Genomic DNA, 21,228 nt, shown 5'->3' with positions numbered 1-21,228 from the left:
AGTTTCCAAGGACGAACATACTCATGATTTTTGCGGAACATTGCGGCTCCAGGGCTCGATAGGAGATTGTTTAGGTGAAGACTTGGATATTCACTATGGGCGTCGGTGCCGCCATTGCCGGCACGGCGATCGCCGCCCCAGCGCCGAAGGGGAATCCGGCGCACGGGCAGCAGCTTTTTGCGCGTTGTGCGGTTTGTCACAAGGTCGGTCCGAACCCGACAGGTTCGATTGGTCCCGCGCTCAACGGCGTTGTCGGCCGCATGGCAGGAGGGGAGGCGGGGTATCGCTATTCTCCGGCGATCAAGGCATCCGGTATCAAATGGGACGAAGCCAGCATCGACAAATTGTTGCAGGGCCCCTCGAAGCTGGTGCCCGGCACGAAGATGGTCTTCCCCGGCATGGCTGCGCCTCAGGATCGCGCTGACATCATAGCCTATCTGAAACAATATGGCGCGGATGGTAGCAGGAAGTGAGCGACGCCCCTCCCGCTTTCGGCGCTCTTCGCCTCCCTCGTTCCGTCCTGTTCGGGCGCGGACAGCGCCACGCGCTGGGCGCTGCTGCCAGCCCATTGGGCAAGCGCGCCCTGCTTTGCACCGACGAGCGGCAGGCGGCGCAGCCCGAATTCCACGCCATGGTGGCCGATCTGCACGCCCACGGCATGGATGTCCATGTCTTCGACCGGACGATCCCGGACCTGCCGCTTGGATCGATCGAGGCCTGCGTCGAGGAAGTACGCGGCTTCGCGCCCGATCTTTTGGTCGGCATAGGCGGCGGCAGTTCCATGGACATGGCGAAGGTGGTTGCGGTCCTGATGACCCACGGTGGGGATATCCGGTCCTATTATGGCGAATTCGCGGTGCCCGGGCCGGTCATGCCGCTGATCGCCATGCCGACGACCGCCGGTACAGGATCGGAAGTGACGCCCGTCGCCGTGGTGTCCGACGAGGAACGCGGCGCCAAGGTCGGTATCGCCAGCCCTCATCTCATCCCCCTGATCGCAATTTGCGACCCGGAACTGACCATCACCTGTCCGCCCGCCCTGACCGCCTGTTCGGGCGCCGACGCACTGACGCACGCGGTGGAGGCCTATACCACCCTGGCGCGCGCCGCCGACCCCATGCTGACGCAGGATCATGTGTTCGTCGGCAAGAATCTGCTGTCCGACCATTTTGCCCGGCTTGCCGTCGCCAATATCTTCCTGTTCCTGGAACGGGCCTATCGTGACGGCGGTGATGTCGAGGCGCGCGAAGGGCTGATGCTGGCCGCGCTGGCGGCGGGCTGCGCCTTTGGTACCGCAGGCACCGCGGCAGCGCACGCCTTGCAATATCCTGTCGGCAACCTGACACATACTGCCCATGGCGATGGGGTGGCGACGCTGCTGCCCTATGTCATGCAGTTCAATCAGCCTTTCTGCATTCCGGCCTTTGCCGAACTGGCGCGGGCCGTCAAATTGTCCGACGCGCCGGAAGCAGAGATGTCGCAGGCCTTCATCGACGCGGTCGCCGGCCTGCTCGGTCGCGTTGGCATTCCCCGCTCGCTTGCTGCGCTGGGCCTGAAGGCCGACCAACAGGATTTCGTCGCGGAAAATGCGCTGAATGCCGCCCGTCTGGTCAAAAACAACCCTCGTCCCCTCGATCTCCCGGCGATGCAGAGCATCACGCGCGCCGCCTTCGCGGGCGAGCGGGCTGCGCTCAAATCAGTCTGACTTTTCGAACAAGGCTCATCATGACAACCGAAAGCTTCACCTGCACGACGACGGACGGCCATGCCGGTCCTTTCGCCATTCCGACCGACCTGCTGATCGGTGAGGTATGGGTGCCCGCCACCAGCGGAAAGCGCATCGATATTCTCAACCCGGCGACCGAAACGGTGCTGACTTCGGTGGCGGACGCAAGCTCCGCCGAGGGCAGGGCCGCCGTGGACGCCGCGGCTGCAGCGTCAGCGGCATGGGCGGCGACCGCGCCACGCAAGCGCGCCGACATCCTGCTCGCCTGCTTTCATGCCATGATGGCGGAGCAGGAATGGCTGGCGCAGCTCATCGCGCTGGAAAACGGCAAGGCGCTGTCCGACGCCCGGGGCGAGGTGGCCTATGCCGCCGAATTCTTCCGCTGGTATGCGGAGGAGGCGGTGCGCATCAATGGTGAGCTGGCCGTCTCCCCATCGGGGGCCAATCGGATCATGGTGCAATATCAGCCGATCGGCATCGCCTTGCTGATCACCCCCTGGAACTTCCCGGCCGCCATGGCGACGCGCAAGATCGCCCCGGCGCTGGCGGCAGGCTGCACCTGCATTCTGAAGCCCGCCGAGGAAACCCCGCTGACGGCGCTGGCCGTCGCGGAGATCATGCGCCGGGCCGGGGTGCCGGCGGGCGTCGTCAACGTCGTCAACGCCAGCGATCCGGGGCCGCTCTGCAACGACATCCTGCATGACCCGCGCGTGCGCAAATTGTCCTTCACCGGCTCCACCGAGGTCGGGCGCATCCTGCTGCGCCAGGCGGCGGATCAGGTCATCAGCTCGTCCATGGAACTGGGCGGCAACGCGCCCTTCCTGGTGCTGGACGATGCGAACATCGACGAAGCGATCGAAGGCGCGATGATCGCCAAGATGCGCAATGCCGGGGAAGCCTGTACGGCGGCCAACCGCTTCTATGTCCAGCGCGGCATCCATGACGCGTTCGTCGCGAAGCTGGTGGAACGCATGGGCGCAATGAAGATAGGCCCCGGGATCGAGGGCGCGACCCAGTGCGGTGCGATGATCAACAGGCGGGCGATCGAGAAGATCGAGCATCTGGTGGCGGATGCGGTTCGACGTGGAGCCCAGGTGAAGCTGGGCGGAAAGGCACCGGCTGGCGTGGGTTTCTTCTATCCGCCGTCCGTCATCGCGAATGTCCAGCCCGGTTCGGAGATACTGACGACCGAAGTGTTCGGCCCGGTCGCCGCGGTGATCCCGTTCGATGACCCGGGGGAGGCGGTGGCGCTCGCCAATGCGACCGAATATGGCCTTGCCGCCTATGTCTACACCGACGATCTCAAACGCGGCCTGCAAATGGCCGAGCGTATCGAGGCGGGTATGGTAGCGATCAATCGCGGTCTCGTGTCCGACGCGGCCGCCCCCTTCGGCGGGGTCAAGCAAAGCGGTCTTGGTCGGGAAGGCGGACATCATGGCCTGCTCGAATATTGCGAGGCCAAATATATCGCGGTGAGCTGGTAAGCCGCGGCCATTCGACAGCGCGGAAAAGATAAAGGGAAGGGGCCGAAAGCGCGATGTTCAAGATCACCCGACGCAGGCTGTTGGGCGGGACCGTCGCGGTCGCCGCGACCATCGGGACAGCCCCGGTTCGGCGCGCGATGGCGCAGGAACTGCCCGGTGGGCCGGATACCGAATGGCGCCATTATGCGGCCGACCAGGCCAATACGCGCTATTCGCCGCTCGATCAGATCAATGCCGAGAATTTCGGCGACCTCCAGGTCGCGTGGAGCTTCAAGACCGATATATTGGGCGCGCGCAAGGAATATCAGTTCGAACCGACGCCGCTGCTGATCAAGGGACGGCTCTTCCTGACTGCCGGGTCGCGCCGCGATTGCGTGGCGATCGACGCTGCGACTGGCGAACTGCTCTGGATGTACCGCAAGGACGAGGGGCAACGCGCACTCAACTCCCCGCGCCAGCTTTCGGGCCATGGCTGCTCCTACTGGACCGACGGTAAGCAGGAGCGCATCCTGTTCGTGACCATCGGCTATCAGCTGGTTTCGCTCGATGCGGCGACCGGGCTTCCCGATCCCGCTTTCGGCGTGGACGGGGTGGTCGATCTCAAGAAGGATTTCGATCAGGAGATCGATCCCGAAACCGCCGATGTCGGCCTGCATGCGACGCCCCTCATCGCCCGTGATGTCGTCGTGGTCGGCGCGGCGCATACGGCGGGTGACGTGCCGGCGGTGCGCAAGAATGTGAAGGGCTATGTGCGCGGTTTCGATGTCCGCACGGGGAAGCGCAAGTGGATCTTCCATACCATCCCGAAAAAGGGCGAATATGGCTATGATAGCTGGCTGAACGGCGATGCCGACGAAGCGGGCAATGGCGGCGTCTGGGCGGAAATGTCGGCCGACGAGGAACTGGGACTGGTCTATGTGCCGGTGGAACTGCCAACCGGGGATGAGATGGGCATGTTCCGTCGCGGCAACGCCCTGTTCGGGGAGTCGCTCGTCGCCCTCGACCTGGAGACGGGCGTACGGCGCTGGCATTATCAACTCGTCCACCATGGCCTGTGGGACCGCGACATCCCCTGCGCGCCGATCCTGTGCGATATTCCGGTGAACGGGAAGACGGTGAAGGCGCTGGCCCAGCCGACCAAGCAAAGCTTCCTTTATGTGCTCGACCGCACCAATGGACAGCCGATCTGGCCTATCGTCGAGCGCCCTGTGGAGGCGGGCGACGTGCCGGGCGAATGGTATGCCAGGACCCAGCCCTTCCCGACCAAGCCGCCCGCCTATGACGTACAGGGCGTCGGCATCGACGACCTCATCGACTTCACGCCGGAACTGCGCAAGCAGGCGGTGGAGCTGGTGAAACAGTATAAGATCGGACCGCTCTACACGCCGCCTGTGGTCAGCAAGCCGGGGCGTTGGGGCACCATCTCCGTCCCGGGGATCCAGGGTGGGACCAACTGGCCCGGCGGCTGCTACGATCCTGAAAGCCATACCGTCTTCGTCTATTCGAAGACCCAGCCTTCCGTTATCGGGATCATCCCGAACGAAGACACCAGCGTCTCCGAATTTCCGCAGGTGCACGGTATTGCAGGCTCCGAAGTGCGCCCGCAGGTGGCGATGGGCGCGACCGCACCCACGCCTTTCATGCGGCCCCCCGCGGCGAAGCCGGGTTCGGGCCCACCCCCGGGATTCCTGTTCGTGCAGGGCCTGCCGCTGCTGAAGCCCCCCTATGGCCGCATCACCGCGATCGACCTCAGCAAGGGCGATCTCAAATGGCAGGTCGCACATGGCGAGACGCCGGACAATGTCCGCAACCATCCCGCGTTGAAGGGACTGAAGATTCCGCGCACCGGCCGGGCGGGCAATCTGGGACCGCTCTGCACCAAGAGCTTGGTGATCTGTGGCGAGGCGGGTTTCTACACCAATGAATATGGCATCAGGGGCGCGATGCTGCGTGCCTATGACAAGGCGACCGGCGAGGAGAAAGGGGCGGTCTACATGCCCGCGCCGCAGAGCGGATCGCCGATGACCTATATGCTGAACAACCGCCAATATATCGTCGTCGCCATCGGCGGCGGCAATTACAGCGCCGAACTGGTGGCGTTCCGACTTCCGGGAGTGGCTTGATGGGCAAGGTGAAGCGGGGATATGGGCTGGCGGGTGCGATGCTGCTTCTGGGCGGCGCGGTCATGACGCGTGCGCAGGCGCCCGAGCGCCATGTCTGGACCGGCGTCTATAGCCAGGAGCAGGCGGAACGCGGCAAGATCGCCTATGCGGAAAATTGCGCGGCCTGCCATGGCGACACGCTCGCCGGGATCGATGTCGCGCCGGCGCTGGTCGGGCCGACCTTCCTCAACAATTGGAACAACACGTCCGCGGGCGACCTGTTCGCGCGCATCCAGACGACCATGCCGCTCAATGCGCCGGGAAGTTTGGGCGGGCGAAAGGTCGCGGACATCGAAGCCTATATGTTCGAAGCCAACGGCTTTCCGGCCGGCGATCTGGCACTGCCGCCGAACGCGGCGCTGATGCCCAATGTCAGGATCGTGGCGCAAAAACCCGAACCATCCGTGGCGGGTCCAGCATGCAAATGTGGTGAATGAAGCAGGGCGGCGAGACCGCCCCGACTCAGGCGCCGGTCCAGTCCGGCACCTTCTTCGTCCGTACCAGGAAATCGGCCACGCCCTGCCGGAAATCGGCGCTGCCATAAACCTCTGCGATCAGATCCTCCACATCGGGCAGCGTGCCGAAGGTCATGCGGCGGATCATTTCCTTGGTCGCGCGGGTGGTGAGCGGCGCGTTTTCGGCGGCCCGCTGCGTCAGCGCGCCGGCCTCCGCATCGAGCGTCTCACGTTCCACGATCCGCAACAGGAAGCCGCTGGCAAGCAATTCCTCCGCCGTCAGCATCTCGCCCAGCAATATCATCCGTTTCGCCCGCTGTAGGCCGACGGCGGCGCCGATCCTGGTCAGGCTGGCGGCAGACAGGCAATTGCCGATCGTCCGTCCGATCGGCGATCCGAAGCGCGCATCGCGCGTCGCGATGCGGAAATCGCAGGCGGAAGAGATGTTGATGCCGCCGCCCACGGCCCATCCCTCCACCACCGCGATGGTGGTGCAGGGGATGGCGTCGATGGCGCCCATGCATTCATCGATGTCGCGCTCATAATCGACGCCCTGTTGCCCGGTCTCATAGTCCGCGAACTTGGAAATATCAGTGCCGGATATGAACGCCTTGCCGCCGACGCCGCGGAATATGGCGACGCGAATGGCGGGGTCGGACGCAATGTCCCGCGCGGCGTCGCGCAGGCCGTGCCACATCGCGCCGGTCAGCGCATTATGCGCGGCGGGGTTGTCGAAGCGGACATGGGCCTGGTTTCCCCGCTTCTCGTAGATCAGACGCGCCTCGGTCATTTCGCGGCTTCCTTTTGCGGGGCGAGCAGACCCCTCTCCACCAGTTCCCGCCGGATCAGGTCGCTATGCTCGTTGAGCAGAGGAGGGGGCAGGCGAACTTCCTGCGGCGTGCCGCGCATCTTCACCGGGAAACCGAGCGCCTTGAATTCGCCCTCCACCGGATGTGGCACCTGCATCACCATGTCGCGGGCGACCGCCTGCTCGCTGGTCACCGCCTCGCCATAATCGAGGATCGGTGCGGCGGGAACGCCTGCCGAGAGCAGGGCGTCGATCCATTGCTGCCGGGTGCGGGTGAGGAAGGTCGGCACCAGATCTTCGATCAGCGCGACCCGGTTGACGACGCGCGCGGCGTTGGTCGAATAGCGCGGATCGTCCTGAAGCTCCGGCCGGCCGATGACATTGAGGAAGGTGAGCCACAGCCCCTGATTGGCGGCGCCGATGACGAACCAGCCGTCCGAAGCCTGCATCGCCTGATAGGGGGCGGACATGCGGTTGGCCGAACCGATCGGGGCGGGGGGCTTGCCCGTGCCCCAGAGTTCCGTCGTCTCCCAGATCGAAAGGCCGAGCGCGGCTTCGAGCAGCGAGGCGTCGATATACTGGCCCTGCCCGCTTTTCTCCCGGCCGATGATGGCCGAAAGGATGGCATAGGCCGAGAAAAGACCCGCCCCCAGATCCGCAACCGCGATGCTGTTCTTGGCCGGCTCCATGCCGGGAAAGCCGTTGGAGCTCAAAATGCCCGACATCGCCTGCGCGATCAGGTCGAAGCCGGGGCGTTGCGCCCACGGGCCGGTCTGGCCGAAGCCGGAGATGCTGGCATAGACGAGGCGCGGATTGATCTTCGCCAGCCTGTCATAGTCGATGCCGAGCCGCGCCGCGACGCCGGGGCGGGCGTTTTCCACCAGCACGTCGGCGCTTTTCACCAGCGCGTAGAGCACGTCGCGGTCGGCCTCGTCCTTCAGGTTCAGGGCAATGCTCCGTTTGTTGCGATTGAGCGCCAGGAAACCGGGACTATCTTCCCCCTTGAGGCGAAAACCCATCGAATGGCGGGTCGAATCGCCGGTTTGCGGCGGCTCGATCTTGATGACGTCGGCGCCCATGTCGCCCAGCAGCATGCAGCAGAACGGGCCCGCCATGACCTGCGAAATGTCGAGTACCCTTATGCCGGCCAACGGCAGCGTCGCCATATTCCTTCTCCCTCATGCGCCTCAGGCGGCGCCAATTTTCGCTCTCAGATCATATTGTATATGATTTAACCCTCTGCTAGCATCCTCGTCACAAAAGAACAACCGGGCTTGTCGATGAAAGGTCGGACCCGCCTTCAGGAGAGGCATGTCGTTGAAAATTCCATCCTCGTTCCGCCGGTCCATGGCACTGGCATCCATGATCTCTATCGCCGCAGGCACGCTTGGCGGCGGAGCCACGGCCGCGCCGTCCACCGAGGCCGACTGGGCCGCCTATGGCCGCGATCCCGGCGGTGCGCGTCACTCGCCGCTCAGGCAGATCACGACGGCGAATGTGGGCACATTACAGCAGGCATGGGTATATCATATGCGGCCGCCCGGGGTGACTGTCGATACAGGGCCGATGCCCGACGGCATGCGCGCCAAATTCGCCACGGGATTTTCCGCGTCGGAGGCGACGCCGCTGGTGATCGGCGGCATCATGTATCTTGCCACTCCCTATAATCGTGTCGTCGCGCTCGATGCGGCAACGGGTAAGGAGCGCTGGGTCTATACGCTGGCGAACAGGGACCAGCCCTCCACGCGCGGCGTCGCCTATTGGCCGGGCAGCAAGGGGAAGGGGGCGCGCATCTTCTTCGGCACCCGATCGGGCAAGCTGATCGCGCTGGATGCCGCCACCGGCCAGCCTGCCGCCGATTTCGGCGAGGCCGGGATCGTCAACATGAAGACGCCCGAGGTGATGAACGGCCTGAAGGCCGCGCCGCTCGGTATGAGCAGTCCGCCCGCCATCTACAAGGATCTGGTCATCACCGGGTCGCGGGTTCAGGAAATGCCGGTCAAGGGCGCTGCGGGCGATGTGCGCGCCTGGGACGCGCGTACAGGCAAGCTGGTCTGGACCTTCCACACCATCCCCCAGACGGGAGAGAAGGGCGCAGAGACATGGGAAGGGGACAGCGCGAAAGCGCGGTCGGGCACCAATGTCTGGACCTTCGTCCAGGTCGATGAAAAACGCGGTATCGCCTATCTGCCTGTCGGCGCACCGACCTTCGACCGCTGGGGTGCCGACCGCAGGGGCACCAACCTCTATTCCAATTCGGTGGTCGCGGTGGAAGCCGCGACCGGTAAATATCTCTGGCATTTCCAGACGGTCCATCACGACATTTGGGACCTCGACCTGCCGACGCTGACGCTGATCGACATCAGGCGCGGCGGCCGGGTGGTCCCGGCATTGGTGGCGATGAACAAGACCGCGATCATGTTCATCCTCGACCGCGTGACGGGCAAGCCGCTATTCGATGTGCACGAAATGCCGGTTCCGACCGAGACCGACGTTCCGGGCGAGCAGCCCTGGCCGACCCAGCCGATGCCGGTCGCGCCGCCGCCGCTGACTCGCCTGTCCTACAACGCCGAGGACATTCTGGATGTCACGCCGGAACTGAAGGCCCGGTGCGAGGCGCTGGTGAAGAGACTGAACATCACCCCCAGCAAGCCGTTCCAGCCGCTGCGCGCGGACAGCGCGATCAACTTCTTTCCCGGCAGCCTGGGTGGCGTCGACTGGGGCGGGGGCGCGTTCGACCCCAGCCTGGGACTCTACATCATCAACCTCAACGAACTCGCCAGCCCCCAGCAATTGGAACAGCAGCCCGACGGAAGCTGGGGCATGAAGGGCGGCTATGCTTATTTCGCGGACATGGAGAGCGGATTTCCCTGCCACAAGCCGCCATGGGGCGAACTGGTGGCGGTGGATGTGGTGAAGGGCACGGTGGCGTGGCGCCGTCCGCTGGGCGATACCGGCCACCCGGCGCTCAAGGATGCGGGCATCACCAGCGCAGGCGGGCCGTTCACGACATCCGGCGGCCTGACCTTCATCGGCGCGACCAAGGATCAGCGCCTGCGCGCGTTCGAAACGAAGACCGGCAGGCTGCTCTGGACCACCGAACTGCCCGGTTCGAGCTACGGGACACCCATGACCTATGCTGCGGGTAAACGGCAGATGGTCGCCGTCGTGGCGACAGGGGGCTTCGCCTTTTCAGCCGCCACCAGCGACGAGGTTGTGGCTTATGCGCTTCCTTGAGGACATGACATGCACAAAATCGGACTGACGATCATGGCGTTCGCCCTGCCCCTGATCGGGGCCGGCGCGCTGGCCCAGCAGGCACCTGCGCCAGTCGCTACGGCCACGCCGCCGCCTGGCCTTGGGCTGGACCTCATCAACGAACGCTGCGGTTTCTGCCACACGATCGGGCAAGTCTTCCAGAAGCGGCGGAGCGACGCGGAGTGGGCGACGACCGTGCAGGGCATGGCGGATCGCGGGGCCGAGGTGTCACCCGAAGAGATCAAGACGATCACCGCCTATCTGACGAAATATTATGCCACGGCACCCGGCGCAGGGCCGAGTGCAGGCGGCCGTTGAAAGGGCACATGGCACATCCAAGGGCTGAGGTCGCGCTCAACCCTTCGATACCGGGTTTCCCGCGCCTTCACTTCCCATCGGCGTAGAGCGGCAGCATGCCCTTCACCATGCTGCGCAGGCGGTAGATGCTGGTGCTGCCGGTGATGTAAACGCTGTGGCCGTCATCCGCGAAGGCGAGGTTGGCGGCCGTTTCCGGCAGCTTGATCTGCCCCAGTATCTTGCCCTTCGGCGTGACGATGCGGATGCCCCCAGGCCCCGTCATCCAGATATTGCCGGCCGTATCGACCTTCAGCCCGTCCGGGCCGCCACGACCGCTGGTAAAACGGATCAATTCGCGCGGCGCGGACAAGGCGCCGTCCGGACCCACATCATAGGCGCGGACGACCATCTCCGGCCCGTAATTGCCGACATAGAGGGTCTTGAAATCGGGCGAGAAGCCGATGCCGTTGGGCAGGCTCATATCCGTGATGACGGGCGTCAGCTTGCCGTCCGCATAGCGGAACACGCCGTTGAACGGCAGTTCCTTGGCCGGGTCCTTGTCCATGCCGTTGAACAGGCCGAAGGGCGGGTCGGTGAACCACAATGCGCCGCTTTTATCATAGACGAGGTCGTTGGGGCTGTTCAGCCTCTTGCCGTCATATTCCGACAGAAAGGGGTGCAGGCGTCCGTCCCTGCCGACCTTCACGATACGGCGGGCACCCATTTGGGTCATCAGCACCGTGCCATCGGGTGCGGGGGCCATGCCGTTGGAGCCGATGCTGGCCCCGGCGGGCGGATTGGGAAGGCCGCCCGAATTGGCGATCAGTTCCTCGACCTTTCCGTCCGGGGCCACGGCCCGCATCTTGTCCCCGGTCACATCGGAAAACCAGAGGCGCCCCTCATGCCATAGCGGCCCCTCGGTGAAACCGAAGCCTGTCGCCACGCGCTCGATCGACGTGCCCGGCGCGATGATGGTGTCGAGTGCGGGGTCGAGCCGTTCGATCGAAGCGGCTGGAACAGGGCTTTGCGCCAGCAGCGGGGCGCAACTCAGATGACAGAGCGCTGCCGCAAGCAGGGTGGCGCGAAGACGGGACGACATGGGCTGGTCCTTTGATGAATGGGTTGCAGATAGAGGATGGGCGCTTGGGATGCGTCAGACGCTGTCGGTCAGCAGGACGAGATAATCCTTGTTGAGCACGGTATTCTCGATCAGCGGCCAGTTCTTTTCATGCACATCGGACCTGATCCAGACCTGCCGCTGCTCCTCACTCTCATAAGTGAGCTGGAAGCGGTAGTTGATGCTGGAGGCGGGGGCGGGGCCACCTTGAATCACGGACCGCAGTTTCAGCATCTTGAGGTCGATATAGCCGCGTCCGCGGAAGCTTTCGGCGGCGGGCTTGAAGTGATTGTGGAACGCATCCAGCATTTCCCGTTCGCGCGCCGGATCGACGGAGAGGTCGCAATAAAGGACGATGGGCTTGCGTGCGGGGGGCGTTGCGGCCTGCGCACCGGCACGGATCGTCCCCACGCTCGTGCCGATGCCCAGCAGGGCGAGACCTTTCAGCAAATGACGCCTGTTCATGGCTTTTTCTCCTCGTTGTGATGCCTCGCCACTGGCGGGGAAGTGCGTGGCCCGAGCTTATCGGCGTTGCTGGATGCGCGCGTCGGTCTCCGCACGGTAACGGGCCTTTGCCGCCAGATCGCGGGCGACACCGATGACCATCAGTTCAAGGGGCTGCCGGCCCGTCTGGCGGATCGCTCGCGCCTCTCCCAGATCGACGGGCACGGCATCGCCCGCCTTGATCGGAACCGTCTCCTCGCCCAACGACACTTCGCCGGAACCGGACATGATATAATAGACCTCGCTCATATCGGCCTGCGTCCGGCGACCCAGGCTTGATCCTGCGGGCAACAGGATATGGTCCACATAGGACCAGGGCGTGGAAAAGACGGTCGGGCCGAGGGCACGGCGATAGAGGACGGCACCCGCAGCATCGGGCAGAATGTTTGCCGCCGGCCTCAGAAGAGAGCGGTCCAGTCGCATCGTGATGAATTGCGGCACGGGATCGAGCGTCACGCCGGTGCGCGGGTCGCCCAGATCGAAATTATCGTAGCTCTTCGTCATGCCGACGTTGATGTTCAGCCATTGCAGTGGCTTGTCGGTCGGATTGTAGATGCCATGGGCATGACCCATGCGGTCAGGCACGCCGACGGGTCCGGCCAGAGGCGAAGTCCGGCCGTCGATCGTGAATTCCGCCTCGCCGTCGAGGATGACGAACATCTCCTCGCAATCATTGTGGAAATGCTGGCCGATGCCGCTTTTCGGCGCGATGGTGCCCCGGTGCAGGAAGATGAGGTTGGTGCTGAGCGCGTTTGCGCCAAGCAGCGGGCCGAATTGCATCGTGCCTGCGCCGCCATGCACGCCGGTCGCCACCCGCATGTGGTCGGGGTCGCTGCGGCCGATGCGATCCGCCAGCGACGGCGCGGCCTGCGCGGCGGCGGCCATTAAAAAGGCCATCAGTGCTGCGGCCAGTCCGGCACGCGGCGAACCCCTGCTCATCCCATCCTCTCCGACGCTTGCTCTTGTCTGTTTATGCGCACATACATCCATCCCATCAAGAATCATATACTATATTGTTGGTGGATCACCAAAGCGGAGGGATGTCATGAAGGGGACCGCACGTTCCAGGGTCAGGCTGGGCCTGATCTTTCTGTTGTTCATCATCAGCGCCATCGCCTTTCTCGATCGCACGAACATTTCGGTCGCGGGTGTCGAGATGCGGAAGGAATACGGCATCGACCAGATCGAGCTGGGCTGGGTCTTCAGCGCCTTCCTGATCGGCTATGCCTTGTTCCAGGTGCCGGCGGGCTGGCTTGCGGCGCGCTATGGTCCTCGCATCGTCCTGACCGGTGCGTTGCTCTGGTGGGGCCTGTTCACCGCGGCGACGGCGATCATCCATCCGGAGGGCCGCAGCGCGCTGCTGCTGCTGGCACTGACCCGCTTCGCGCTCGGCATTGGCGAATCGGTCGTCTATCCATGCGGCAACCAATTCCTGTCGCGCTGGATTCCCGCCCAGGAAAGGGGGAAGGCGAATGGATGGATATTCGCGGGCGTGGGTGCGGGTTCCGGCATCACGCCGCCGCTGATCACCGCCATCATCCTGTGGGGCGGCTGGCGCGCATCCTTCTATGTCTGCGCAGCCGTGGGCCTTGCCGCCGCCGCCATCTGGTACTTGCTGGCTCGGGACCGGCCGCAGGAGCATCCCTCCGTAAACGCCGCAGAACTGGCGCATATCGAGGCGGGCCTGCCGTCGGCCAAGGCGGTTTCCGCCGGGCCTATCCCATGGAGCACCATATTTTCCAGCCGCAACGTCTGGGGTCTGTTCATCAGCTATTTCGCGTTCGGCTATGTGATCTGGATCTTCTTCAGCTGGTTCTTCATCTATCTTGCCGAAGCGCGGCAGCTTGATGTCAAATCGAGCGCCGTCTTCTCCATGCTGCCTTTTCTGTGCATGACCTTCGGCTGTCTCCTCGGCGGCGTCATCAACGACCGGGTGTCCGCGCGTTACGGCCTCTACTGGGGCCGTTCCGGCCTTGGCATCCTGTCCTTCATCCTCACCGGCCTGTTTCTGGCCAGCGGATCGATGGTCGACAATGCGCCGCTCGCCGTGCTGATCCTGGCTGGGGGCGCGGGCGCGATCTACCTCTCGCAAAGCTCCTTCTGGTCGGTAACGGCTGACATTGCCGGCCCGCATAGCGGCGTCGTGTCCGGCTTCATGAACATGGGCTGCCAGATCGGCGGGGCGCTGACCTCCACGTTGACGCCGATGATCGCCGCGCAATTCGGCTGGACCGCCGCTTTCATCGCTGGTGCGGCGGTGGTGTTGACGGGGGTGCTCGCCTGGATGGTGGTCGATCCGAACCGGCTGCTTGAACAGTCGGTGGACGAGGGCGGCATGACGCCTATTGGCGGCGCGACAGCCTGACGGTCAGGGGCTTGCGCCCCTCAAGGTCGAAGAAGGTGGTGCCGAAAGGGGTGCGGCGGACGTGAATCTCAGCGCCCACCGATGGCGGCGGCCCCACCGTTGTCGTGTTGTAGGCGGTGCCATCCTCCAGCTCCAACCGGTAATAGCCGTGACGCAGAAGGATCGCCGTCTTCAACCGGCTGTCGAAATCGGTGCGGCTTTTGAGAGCGTCGTGGTGATCCTGATAGCCATCGATCGTAACCGCCGACGCGGCACTCGCAGGGGCGGGAAGGGGAATCGGTCGACTGTCCGGTGCGGTGCGCCCCGACTGCCTGTCATAACAGGCGAGGCGCGCGGAGGGTTCGTCTATGCGTGCGCACCGGTCATCCTGGGCATGAGCGACATGATGTGGAAACAACGCGATCGTGCCGGTCACGGCCAGTTTCCATATGCTTTTCACGCCCTTCTCCTTTTTCTCGTCATAATTTGTTTGACTAATGCTCTCATATCATATCCTATATGATAAATTACAAGACACAAAAGTCTGCTCGAGGGGAGGATTGATGGTGCTCATCAAGGCCGCATTCTGTCTGTGTTCGCCTGCTTTGCTCATATGGGGCGCCGCTGCGCAGACGGCGTCGCTCCCCGGGCCGCCGGCCCGTCTTCCCATGGAAAGCGCCTGGTCGCCCAAGCGGACGCCGCCGCGTGCTTACGAGGCGCCGAACCGTTCCTGGTGGAAACTCGCCGACATTCTTGCGGCGCACAAAGGCCAGAAAAGCTGGATACATCCGATTGTCCGCAACCATAATCTGGAGGCCGACTGGCACCAGATGGCGGCCGGCCAACGAACCGAACCGTTGATGTACGCCGACAATGCCACGGCACTGATCATATGGGGCGGGCAGCTTCGCGTGAGCATCAAGGGGCAGGAGCCGTTCGTCGCGGTCAAGGGGGGGGAGGTCCATATCCCCTATCGGTTACCCTTCACGCTGGAGAGTGTGGGGGATGAACCGGCGCTGTGGCTGGAGGTACATGGCGCTGGCGACGTGCCGCTCTATCTCACCGCGACGACGCCGGACAAACCCAGGGATGTACCGGGCTTCACCTATGTGAAGGCTGCCCTGATGGGCGGGGACGGCCGTTATGGCCCGGCCGATCGCCCTTATCTCGACTATTACAAGGATGTGGTGAACGGCGGGGAGCGGGCCGGTGCGTTCATCGCCGGCGATCATATGTTCGTGAACAATATCCGGGGGCCTGCGACGAAGACGCCGCCCGCGAGCGATCTAGGCCATTTCCATTTCGGCTATGACGAATTCTGGTTCGTCATGGAAGGCAAGATTGATTATCAGATAGAGGGTATCCCCTTCTTCACGGCGTCGCCCGGCGATGTGGTGACCGCTGCGCAAGGCCGTTGGCACAGGGCCAGCTTCGGCGGACAGCCGGGCCAGATGGCCACGCGGGTCGCCATCAATCCCTATCCGCGCGGACTGCACAGCTTCCAACCGCACTGATCCAGCATTCCGCGGAATGCATACCGACCCCCGGAGCGAGATTCAGCCTCCGGGATGCCATAAATTGAATGAAAAATCATATAGTATATAATCACTACATAAAGGGAGAGGAACGATGTTGGGAGATATTCTGCCCGCAAGGTTGAACAGTTCGCTTATTGCCATCGCCGCCGTGATGGTGGCCGGCCAGCCGGTACTCGCTCAGGACAACCCCACGATCGCGTCGCCGCGCAGCGCGCAACCCGTTACCGATACCGACATCGTCGTCACCGGTTCCGCCATTCGCGGCGTCGCGCCGGTCGGGTCGAACCTGATTTCCGTCGGCCAGGACACGATCGAGAAGACCGCCCCGGTCAACGTGTCGCAGCTCGTGAACACTGTACCGTCCATTTCCACCGCCGGTTCGGTAGCGCAGGGTGAGAATGCCTATTCCTATTATTCGCCCCAGATCCACAGCCTCGCGGGCTCTTCGTCCAATACCACGCTGGTGATCCTCGATGGTCTGCGCCTGCCCGGCGGCGGCACGCAATTCGCCCAGACCGACCCCAATATCATCCCGGTAAGCGCGATCCAGCGGGTCGAGGTTCTCGCCGACGGCGCATCGTCCGTGTACGGTTCCGACGCGGTCGCTGGTGTGGTCAACTTCATCACCCGGCGGACCTTCGACGGTTTCGAGGCGAATGTGCAGGCGGGCTTTGCCGACAGCTATCACAATAAGAATTTCAACTTCATCTGGGGCAAGAAGTGGGACACGGGCGGCGTCTATGTCGCCGGTTCCTATTCCGACCAGTCGGAACTGAAGAACAAGGACCGCGGTTTTTCCAGCCTGGGCGATTACCGTCCGGTCGGCGGCACCAACACGAACAGCTATCAGTGCAGCCCCGCGACCATCATCGCGCCAGGTGTGAGCGGTGTGTTCCTGTCGCCCAGTGCGACCACGACCGTCGCCAATACGCAGGCCAATGCGCCGTGCAATAATTCGGTCTACGCCAATCTGCTGCCGTCGCAGTTCCGCGCAAATGCGATGATCAAGGTCACGAACGATTTTTCGGACAAGTTCACCGTCACGGCGATGCTGAATTATAACCGCCAGGAAACGCATAATGCCTCAGGCCCAGGCGGCCTGACCAATGCGACCGTCTTCGGTCCCGGATCGGGCCGTGGTGGACAGATCAATCCCTTCTATCAGGCTCCCGCCGGAGCGCCCGGCGCTACCCAGCAGACGGTCACCTGGCTTGCCCTGCTGCCCGACGGCAATTATGGCGAACAGGAATCGCAATCGGATTCGATCTACTCGACGGCGGTTGCCGAATATCATGTCAATGACGACTGGACGCTGACGTTCAGCGATGCCTTCGGCTGGAACCGTTCGGCGCTCAATACCGTCAACGGCTTCTGCTCGGCCTGCGCCCTGCTGGCGCTGAACGGCACCGCGCAGCTCAGCGGCAGCACCACGGCGACGGACATTCCAGGCCAGAATGTCATCGCCCTCAACCTGCCTCTGACAGCGGCCAATGCGCTCGACGTCTGGAGAGCGTTCGACGGCACCAACCGCAGTTCGGAAGCCGTCATCCGCTCGCTTTACCGGAACAACAGCGAGAATACGAACTACAACACGTTCAACCAGATGAAGCTTGACCTCAACGGATCGCTGTTCAATCTTCCCGCAGGCAAGCTCAAGATCGCGGTCGGCGGCGAATATCTCTGGTATGAACAGACGCAGAAGATCACAGGCTCCAACAATACCGGACCGACCACCACAGGCTCCAACTTCCGCGTCTATAATTACAAGCGCGATGTGAAGTCGCTCTATGCCGAACTTTATATTCCGGTCATCTCTCCGGATATGGGCGTACCGCTGGTCCATAGCTTCGATCTCAGCATCTCGGGCCGCTACGACAGCTACAGCGATGTCGGCTCGACCACCAATCCGAAGTTCGCAGCGAACTGGGAGCCGGTGGAAGGCGTCAAGTTGCGCGGCAACTATTCCCGTGCCTTCGTGGCGCCGCCGACAGCGGTCATCGGCGATCCGACCCAGGGTTATCTCTATGCATCGGGCAGCGTGGGCGTGAACGGTACGCAGATCGCCGTGCCGATCGCCAATTATCCCGACGTGGTGAATATTCCCGGCGTCCAGTGCAATAGCACGACCTGCACCATCGGCACGCCCGCGATCCAGGGGATGCGCCGGCAGCTTGGCGGCGGCTTTTCCAACATGACCCCGCAAAAGGGACGGAGCTGGTCCGCGGGCATCGATCTTGCACCGCGCTTCCTGCCTGGTTTCACCGCCGCCTTCACCTATTTCCACAACAAGTTCATCGGGGGCGTCTCCTCGCCCAGCCCGAGCGCGATCGTGAACTCGGCGGGGCTGCGCAATCTGCTGACCATTTGTCCGCAAACCTGTTCGCAGGCACAGATCGATGAATTCGCCAACATCGCCAATGGCGCGACAGTCTCCGGCGCGATCCCACCGCAGGTCTATTTCCTGATCGACCAGAGCAGCCGCAACGCACTCAACCTGACGGTCGAAGGTATTGACGGCCAGTTCAGTTACCGTTCCGACATCGGTGAACTGGGCAGCTTCGTCATCGGCACCGGATTCACCTATTTCACGAAGTTCCGGCAGAATTTCGGTGGCGGTACGGACTTCAGCATCCTCAATACATCCGGTTACAACACCACCTTCCCGTCGGTCCAGTTCAAGAACCGCGCGCAGTTCGGTTGGACAAAGGGTGGATTGTCAGCCGATCTGTTCTGGAATCATACCGGGTCCTACCACAACTGGATCAGCACGTCGGTCATACCGATCACGGTCAGTTCCATCGGCAATCCGGTCGGCGGCGGCGACAAGGTGAAGGCCAACGACCTGTTCGACCTGCATCTGCAATATGAATTCCAGGGCGACAGCTTCGCCAGGGGGTGGCAGGTCTACATCGACGCCCAGAACATCTTCGACAAGAATCCGCCCTTCTACAACGGCAACACCAACGGCATTTTGGGCGGCGCATGGGGCTATAACGGCTTTGTGTCGAACCCGATCGGCCGCATGGTGTCGGTGGGCCTGCGCGTCCGTATGTGACCTGATCGACGGGCCTGCTCCCTTACTGAGCAGGCCCGCGCATCAGCGACAGTTTTTCGTGCCCTTGATGGCCGATTGCCCTCAGACCTTGACCGGCTCGGCATTTCTGTCCGCATTCCCGAAAATGCGCATATAGCGTGCGATTTCTTCCGTGGTCCCGGTCGCCTTTTCCGGATTGTCGGACAGCTTCTTCAATCAATTGGGTGGGCGGGACCGGCCCGAATTCTACCCTGGCCATCGCCTCCGTCCCGACGATGTCGCTCTGCTGACCAGGCTGGTGCCGCCGCTGCGTACGGAACTTCACCGCGTCGGCACGGTCCTCGTCGGAGGGACGAGTTATTTCGAACGGATCGCGGATATGGTGGCTGGGCGATCGCTCCCCATCGCCGATTGCCGGGTGGCGGAAACCTTCTTGTTCATCGATGAGGCTGGGCGCATCGCGCCATGCAGTTTCATTCCGGACCATTTCGACATTTCGATCGATGATCTTCACGATCCGGGAGATCTGGACGCCTTGCCACGGCAATTGAGGATGCATCAACGTGCTCATCCGGCCGGGGACTGCGCCGATTGTCCGAGCACTCAACAATTTGAGAAGTTCGAACCGCTGGCGGCGTGACGCCCGACCGCTGCGATATGATCGACCTGGCATGTTCGGCCGTCGCTGAAGATTGACCATGAAGACGATTAAGTGCCTCCCGTGTCACTTTACCGTGAAACGACGGTAAAGTGACACGGGAGGTTGAACGAAGAGAGGTGTCGCAGCAACCTGAAGGTTTCCGACATGATTTGGGTATCTGCCTAGGCCTGAGATTGCGGCCCACTGGTAAAGTGACACTTGGGTTTTATCTGTTGCGCAGGAAAGGAAAGGGATTCACACCGACTCAGTATATGCTAGATTCCTGATATGTTCTATCAGGCCGATCTCTTCGAACAATCGCGTTGCCAGGCGCATTCACAACCACGTTCACCCGCGCGGCCGACACGGATCACGGCGCCACTGACCAGCTTGGCGGAGTTGGTGGATCGGATTTCCGCTATCAGCAGGCGACCACGATACGCGCTTCTGGTGCTGGATTTGATAGCACGGCAGGCAGGCACGGATGGAAGAGTTGGACCGCATGTCCCAACCGACCAGGGGAGGGTGGCTGTGCGCGATTGGCTATGTTCTGCGCTCTCTCCTCTGGCGAAGCGCGATTGCCGCCGTCTGGCACTTATAGAGGCGGTCAGGTCCGAAGTGACGTCGAAAGCGGGCGAGGCAGCCGATCCTCATGATCTGGAACGGGAAATCGACGCGCAGTTGCAAGCCCGGATCACCCGATCGGGGCGGACGAGCGTAAGCCGGGCGGTGTCCGATCTTGTCAAGGCCGGCCTGCTCAGAAGGCACTATCAGGGCTATCGGGTCGACCATCCCAATCGCGGTGCTCAACGGGAGGCGGTATATACGATCACAGAAGAGGCAAGGCGGATATTGTCGCGCGAAGGCCGGTAGAATCCGGTCGCCGCAGTCATCATGCCTGCGATTCGCCCATATCGCCGATCGCGAGAAGCTCGTCCAATTGCGCGAACGTCTCGCCGAACCCACTCGTGCTGCCGGAAGCTATGGCCTCATCGCAGGCCTCCTTCGACGGATAGAGATCGTGCATGACGACCAGTGTCCGGCCATCCCTTTCTTCAAAGGTCACCGTGGTAACGGCCCCGTTTTCGCCGCCTTCATCATTGGTCCAGACGAGACGGGAATATGGGAAGACTTCGATATATCTTCCGAAGAATTCCATCGGTTCTTCCGATGCCGCGTGCCCAAATATGAAGCGATATGCGCCCCCGGTGCGGACATCGGCCTCGCAGGAAATGAAGGACACGCCAAACGACTTTGGTGCCCACCAGCGTTTGAGCAATTCAGGTTTGGTCCAGGCCTCGAACAGGATGTTGGGTGGGGCGTTGAAGGTCCGTCTGACGATCAGTTCGCGCTCGGACTTTCGTTCTACCGTTATAGGGTTCCTCTCAGAGATGGGATCACCCTGTCCGTTGGCGTCCATCGACCTTCTCCTTCTGTTTCAGTTCCTCGACAAGCTTGTCCAACTCGTCGAAGCGTGAAGCCCACCGCTGGCGATATTCTTCGATCCAGGCCATCTCTTCGGCCAGCCCCCGCGGGCCGAGCTTGCACGTCCTCACTCGCCCAATCTTCTCCGTGACCACGAATCCGGTTTGCTCCAGGATGCCGACATGCTTCTGCATGCCCGTGAGTGTCATGTGGAACTTCGTGGCCAGGTCCGTGATCGAAGAGTCCGCATACCCAAGCTGTTCCAGAACGCCGCGTCGGGTGGCATCCGACAGGGCTGCGAAAGAGGCGTCCAGCCGAGCCGAAGGAAGATGAACCATATGGTTCAGTATTACCCCGCGGATCGACGATGTGCAAGGGGAAAGCCGTGGAAGTGGTCGTCTCCTAATGCCATCATCTCAACGGCAGGGTGAATATC

General features: G+C 62.7%; 20 protein-coding genes. 11 read left to right on the top strand and 9 right to left on the bottom strand.

Annotated features, from left to right (window positions below):
* Positions 1-74 precede the first annotated feature (74 nt).
* Genes YP76_RS13555 through YP76_RS13535 form a run of 5 tightly spaced genes read left to right on the top strand, consistent with a single transcriptional unit; the run spans position 75 to position 5,809 of the window.
* The gene (locus YP76_RS13555; RefSeq protein ID WP_052757428.1) at positions 75-473 is read left to right on the top strand and encodes a c-type cytochrome; all 399 of its coding nucleotides are present in this window, start codon (positions 75-77) and stop codon (positions 471-473) included.
* Positions 470-1,705 (top strand): iron-containing alcohol dehydrogenase, encoded by a 1,236-nt coding sequence (locus tag YP76_RS13550; protein WP_046764168.1) that lies wholly within the window; start codon positions 470-472, stop codon positions 1,703-1,705. Before YP76_RS13555 ends, YP76_RS13550 begins: the two co-directional genes overlap by 4 nt.
* Positions 1,706-1,725: 20 nt before the next feature.
* On the top strand, positions 1,726-3,210 hold the full coding sequence (locus tag YP76_RS13545; RefSeq protein ID WP_046764167.1) for an NAD-dependent succinate-semialdehyde dehydrogenase: 1,485 nt from the start codon (positions 1,726-1,728) through the stop codon (positions 3,208-3,210).
* A gap of 53 nt (positions 3,211-3,263) precedes the next feature.
* Entirely contained in the window at positions 3,264-5,333 is a 2,070-nt protein-coding gene (locus YP76_RS13540; RefSeq protein WP_046764166.1) for an outer membrane protein assembly factor BamB family protein, read from the top strand.
* Positions 5,333-5,809, top strand: coding sequence for a c-type cytochrome (locus YP76_RS13535; RefSeq protein WP_046764165.1), 477 nt, complete (start codon positions 5,333-5,335; stop codon positions 5,807-5,809). The genes YP76_RS13540 and YP76_RS13535 overlap by 1 nt, the downstream gene beginning before the upstream one ends.
* Positions 5,810-5,834: 25 nt before the next feature.
* On the opposite strand, the gene YP76_RS13530 is transcribed toward YP76_RS13535, so the two are convergent.
* Positions 5,835-6,617 (bottom strand): enoyl-CoA hydratase, encoded by a 783-nt coding sequence (locus YP76_RS13530; RefSeq protein WP_046764164.1) that lies wholly within the window; start codon positions 6,615-6,617, stop codon positions 5,835-5,837.
* Complete coding sequence (locus YP76_RS13525) at positions 6,614-7,801, bottom strand: CaiB/BaiF CoA transferase family protein (protein WP_046764163.1); 1,188 nt, start codon at positions 7,799-7,801, stop codon at positions 6,614-6,616. The genes YP76_RS13530 and YP76_RS13525 overlap by 4 nt, the downstream gene beginning before the upstream one ends.
* A 181-nt stretch (positions 7,802-7,982) precedes the next feature.
* Between YP76_RS13525 and YP76_RS13520 the strand changes: the two genes are divergently transcribed.
* Together YP76_RS13520 and YP76_RS13515 are read left to right on the top strand one after the other, a co-directional pair.
* Positions 7,983-9,872 (top strand): pyrroloquinoline quinone-dependent dehydrogenase, encoded by a 1,890-nt coding sequence (locus tag YP76_RS13520; protein ID WP_232307545.1) that lies wholly within the window; start codon positions 7,983-7,985, stop codon positions 9,870-9,872.
* Between the two features lie 9 nt (positions 9,873-9,881).
* Positions 9,882-10,211, top strand: a complete 330-nt coding sequence (locus YP76_RS13515) for a hypothetical protein (RefSeq protein WP_046764161.1) — start codon at positions 9,882-9,884, stop codon at positions 10,209-10,211.
* 67 nt (positions 10,212-10,278) lie between these two features.
* Here the strand turns inward: YP76_RS13515 and YP76_RS13510 are convergent, their stop codons facing one another.
* Genes YP76_RS13510 through YP76_RS13500 form a run of 3 tightly spaced genes read right to left on the bottom strand, consistent with a single transcriptional unit; the run spans position 10,279 to position 12,750 of the window.
* Positions 10,279-11,289, bottom strand: a complete 1,011-nt coding sequence (locus YP76_RS13510; protein ID WP_046764160.1) for an SMP-30/gluconolactonase/LRE family protein — start codon at positions 11,287-11,289, stop codon at positions 10,279-10,281.
* 54 nt (positions 11,290-11,343) lie between these two features.
* A complete protein-coding gene (locus YP76_RS13505) occupies positions 11,344-11,772 on the bottom strand; it encodes a 3'-5' exonuclease family protein (RefSeq protein WP_046764159.1) in 429 nt (142 codons plus the stop codon).
* Positions 11,773-11,829: 57 nt separating this feature from the next.
* A complete protein-coding gene (locus YP76_RS13500) occupies positions 11,830-12,750 on the bottom strand; it encodes a cupin domain-containing protein (protein ID WP_046764158.1) in 921 nt (306 codons plus the stop codon).
* A 106-nt stretch (positions 12,751-12,856) separates the two neighbouring features.
* Between YP76_RS13500 and YP76_RS13495 the strand changes: the two genes are divergently transcribed.
* Positions 12,857-14,176, top strand: coding sequence for an MFS transporter (locus tag YP76_RS13495; protein WP_046764157.1), 1,320 nt, complete (start codon positions 12,857-12,859; stop codon positions 14,174-14,176).
* Here the strand turns inward: YP76_RS13495 and YP76_RS13490 are convergent.
* Positions 14,154-14,615 carry a hypothetical protein gene (locus YP76_RS13490; protein WP_046764156.1) on the bottom strand — a complete coding sequence of 154 codons (462 nt, stop codon included), beginning with the start codon at positions 14,613-14,615 and terminating at the stop codon, positions 14,154-14,156. The two genes, YP76_RS13495 and YP76_RS13490, sit on opposite strands and share 23 nt — an antisense overlap.
* 208 nt (positions 14,616-14,823) lie before the next feature.
* Here YP76_RS13490 and YP76_RS13485 point away from each other — a divergent pair, with 208 nt between their 5' ends.
* Both YP76_RS13485 and YP76_RS13480 read left to right on the top strand, forming a co-directional pair.
* The gene (locus tag YP76_RS13485; RefSeq protein WP_232307544.1) at positions 14,824-15,669 is read left to right on the top strand and encodes a cupin domain-containing protein; all 846 of its coding nucleotides are present in this window, start codon (positions 14,824-14,826) and stop codon (positions 15,667-15,669) included.
* 115 nt (positions 15,670-15,784) lie between these two features.
* Positions 15,785-18,748, top strand: coding sequence for a TonB-dependent receptor domain-containing protein (locus YP76_RS13480; RefSeq protein WP_046764154.1), 2,964 nt, complete (start codon positions 15,785-15,787; stop codon positions 18,746-18,748).
* A gap of 22 nt (positions 18,749-18,770) precedes the next feature.
* Here the strand turns inward: YP76_RS13480 and YP76_RS28265 are convergent, their stop codons facing one another.
* Entirely contained in the window at positions 18,771-19,298 is a 528-nt protein-coding gene (locus YP76_RS28265; RefSeq protein WP_198147491.1) for a hypothetical protein, read from the bottom strand.
* Positions 19,299-19,898: 600 nt separating this feature from the next.
* On the opposite strand from YP76_RS28265, the gene YP76_RS28685 reads away from it, so the two are divergent.
* Positions 19,899-20,240 (top strand): hypothetical protein, encoded by a 342-nt coding sequence (locus tag YP76_RS28685; RefSeq protein WP_232307543.1) that lies wholly within the window; start codon positions 19,899-19,901, stop codon positions 20,238-20,240.
* Between the two features lie 19 nt (positions 20,241-20,259).
* Here YP76_RS28685 and YP76_RS13465 read toward each other — a convergent pair whose 3' ends face one another.
* Complete coding sequence (locus YP76_RS13465) at positions 20,260-20,787, bottom strand: SRPBCC family protein (RefSeq protein ID WP_046764151.1); 528 nt, start codon at positions 20,785-20,787, stop codon at positions 20,260-20,262.
* On the bottom strand, positions 20,765-21,130 hold the full coding sequence (locus YP76_RS13460; protein WP_046764150.1) for an ArsR/SmtB family transcription factor: 366 nt from the start codon (positions 21,128-21,130) through the stop codon (positions 20,765-20,767). Before YP76_RS13460 ends, YP76_RS13465 begins: the two co-directional genes overlap by 23 nt.
* Positions 21,131-21,228: the final 98 nt, after the last annotated feature.

This window comes from Sphingobium chungbukense (genome assembly GCF_001005725.1).
GTDB classification, from domain to species: Bacteria; Pseudomonadota; Alphaproteobacteria; order Sphingomonadales; family Sphingomonadaceae; genus Sphingobium; species Sphingobium chungbukense.
The sequence above is the reverse complement of the archived record's forward strand: the minus strand, read 5'-3'. Positions and strand labels throughout refer to the sequence as shown.

Coding starts and splice junctions, on each gene's coding strand:
- YP76_RS13540 (WP_046764166.1), top strand. CDS start 3,264: ATGTTCAAGATCACCCGACGCAGGCTGTTGGGCGGGACCGTCGCGGTC.
- YP76_RS13525 (WP_046764163.1), bottom strand. CDS start 7,801: ATGGCGACGCTGCCGTTGGCCGGCATAAGGGTACTCGACATTTCGCAG.
- YP76_RS13535 (WP_046764165.1), top strand. CDS start 5,333: ATGGGCAAGGTGAAGCGGGGATATGGGCTGGCGGGTGCGATGCTGCTT.
- YP76_RS13545 (WP_046764167.1), top strand. CDS start 1,726: ATGACAACCGAAAGCTTCACCTGCACGACGACGGACGGCCATGCCGGT.
- YP76_RS13460 (WP_046764150.1), bottom strand. CDS start 21,130: ATGGTTCATCTTCCTTCGGCTCGGCTGGACGCCTCTTTCGCAGCCCTG.
- YP76_RS13495 (WP_046764157.1), top strand. CDS start 12,857: ATGAAGGGGACCGCACGTTCCAGGGTCAGGCTGGGCCTGATCTTTCTG.
- YP76_RS13515 (WP_046764161.1), top strand. CDS start 9,882: ATGCACAAAATCGGACTGACGATCATGGCGTTCGCCCTGCCCCTGATC.
- YP76_RS13505 (WP_046764159.1), bottom strand. CDS start 11,772: ATGAACAGGCGTCATTTGCTGAAAGGTCTCGCCCTGCTGGGCATCGGC.
- YP76_RS13520 (WP_232307545.1), top strand. CDS start 7,983: ATGGCACTGGCATCCATGATCTCTATCGCCGCAGGCACGCTTGGCGGC.
- YP76_RS13480 (WP_046764154.1), top strand. CDS start 15,785: ATGTTGGGAGATATTCTGCCCGCAAGGTTGAACAGTTCGCTTATTGCC.
- YP76_RS13530 (WP_046764164.1), bottom strand. CDS start 6,617: ATGACCGAGGCGCGTCTGATCTACGAGAAGCGGGGAAACCAGGCCCAT.
- YP76_RS13500 (WP_046764158.1), bottom strand. CDS start 12,750: ATGAGCAGGGGTTCGCCGCGTGCCGGACTGGCCGCAGCACTGATGGCC.
- YP76_RS28265 (WP_198147491.1), bottom strand. CDS start 19,298: ATGAGCACGTTGATGCATCCTCAATTGCCGTGGCAAGGCGTCCAGATC.
- YP76_RS13485 (WP_232307544.1), top strand. CDS start 14,824: ATGGAAAGCGCCTGGTCGCCCAAGCGGACGCCGCCGCGTGCTTACGAG.
- YP76_RS13465 (WP_046764151.1), bottom strand. CDS start 20,787: ATGGACGCCAACGGACAGGGTGATCCCATCTCTGAGAGGAACCCTATA.
- YP76_RS13510 (WP_046764160.1), bottom strand. CDS start 11,289: ATGTCGTCCCGTCTTCGCGCCACCCTGCTTGCGGCAGCGCTCTGTCAT.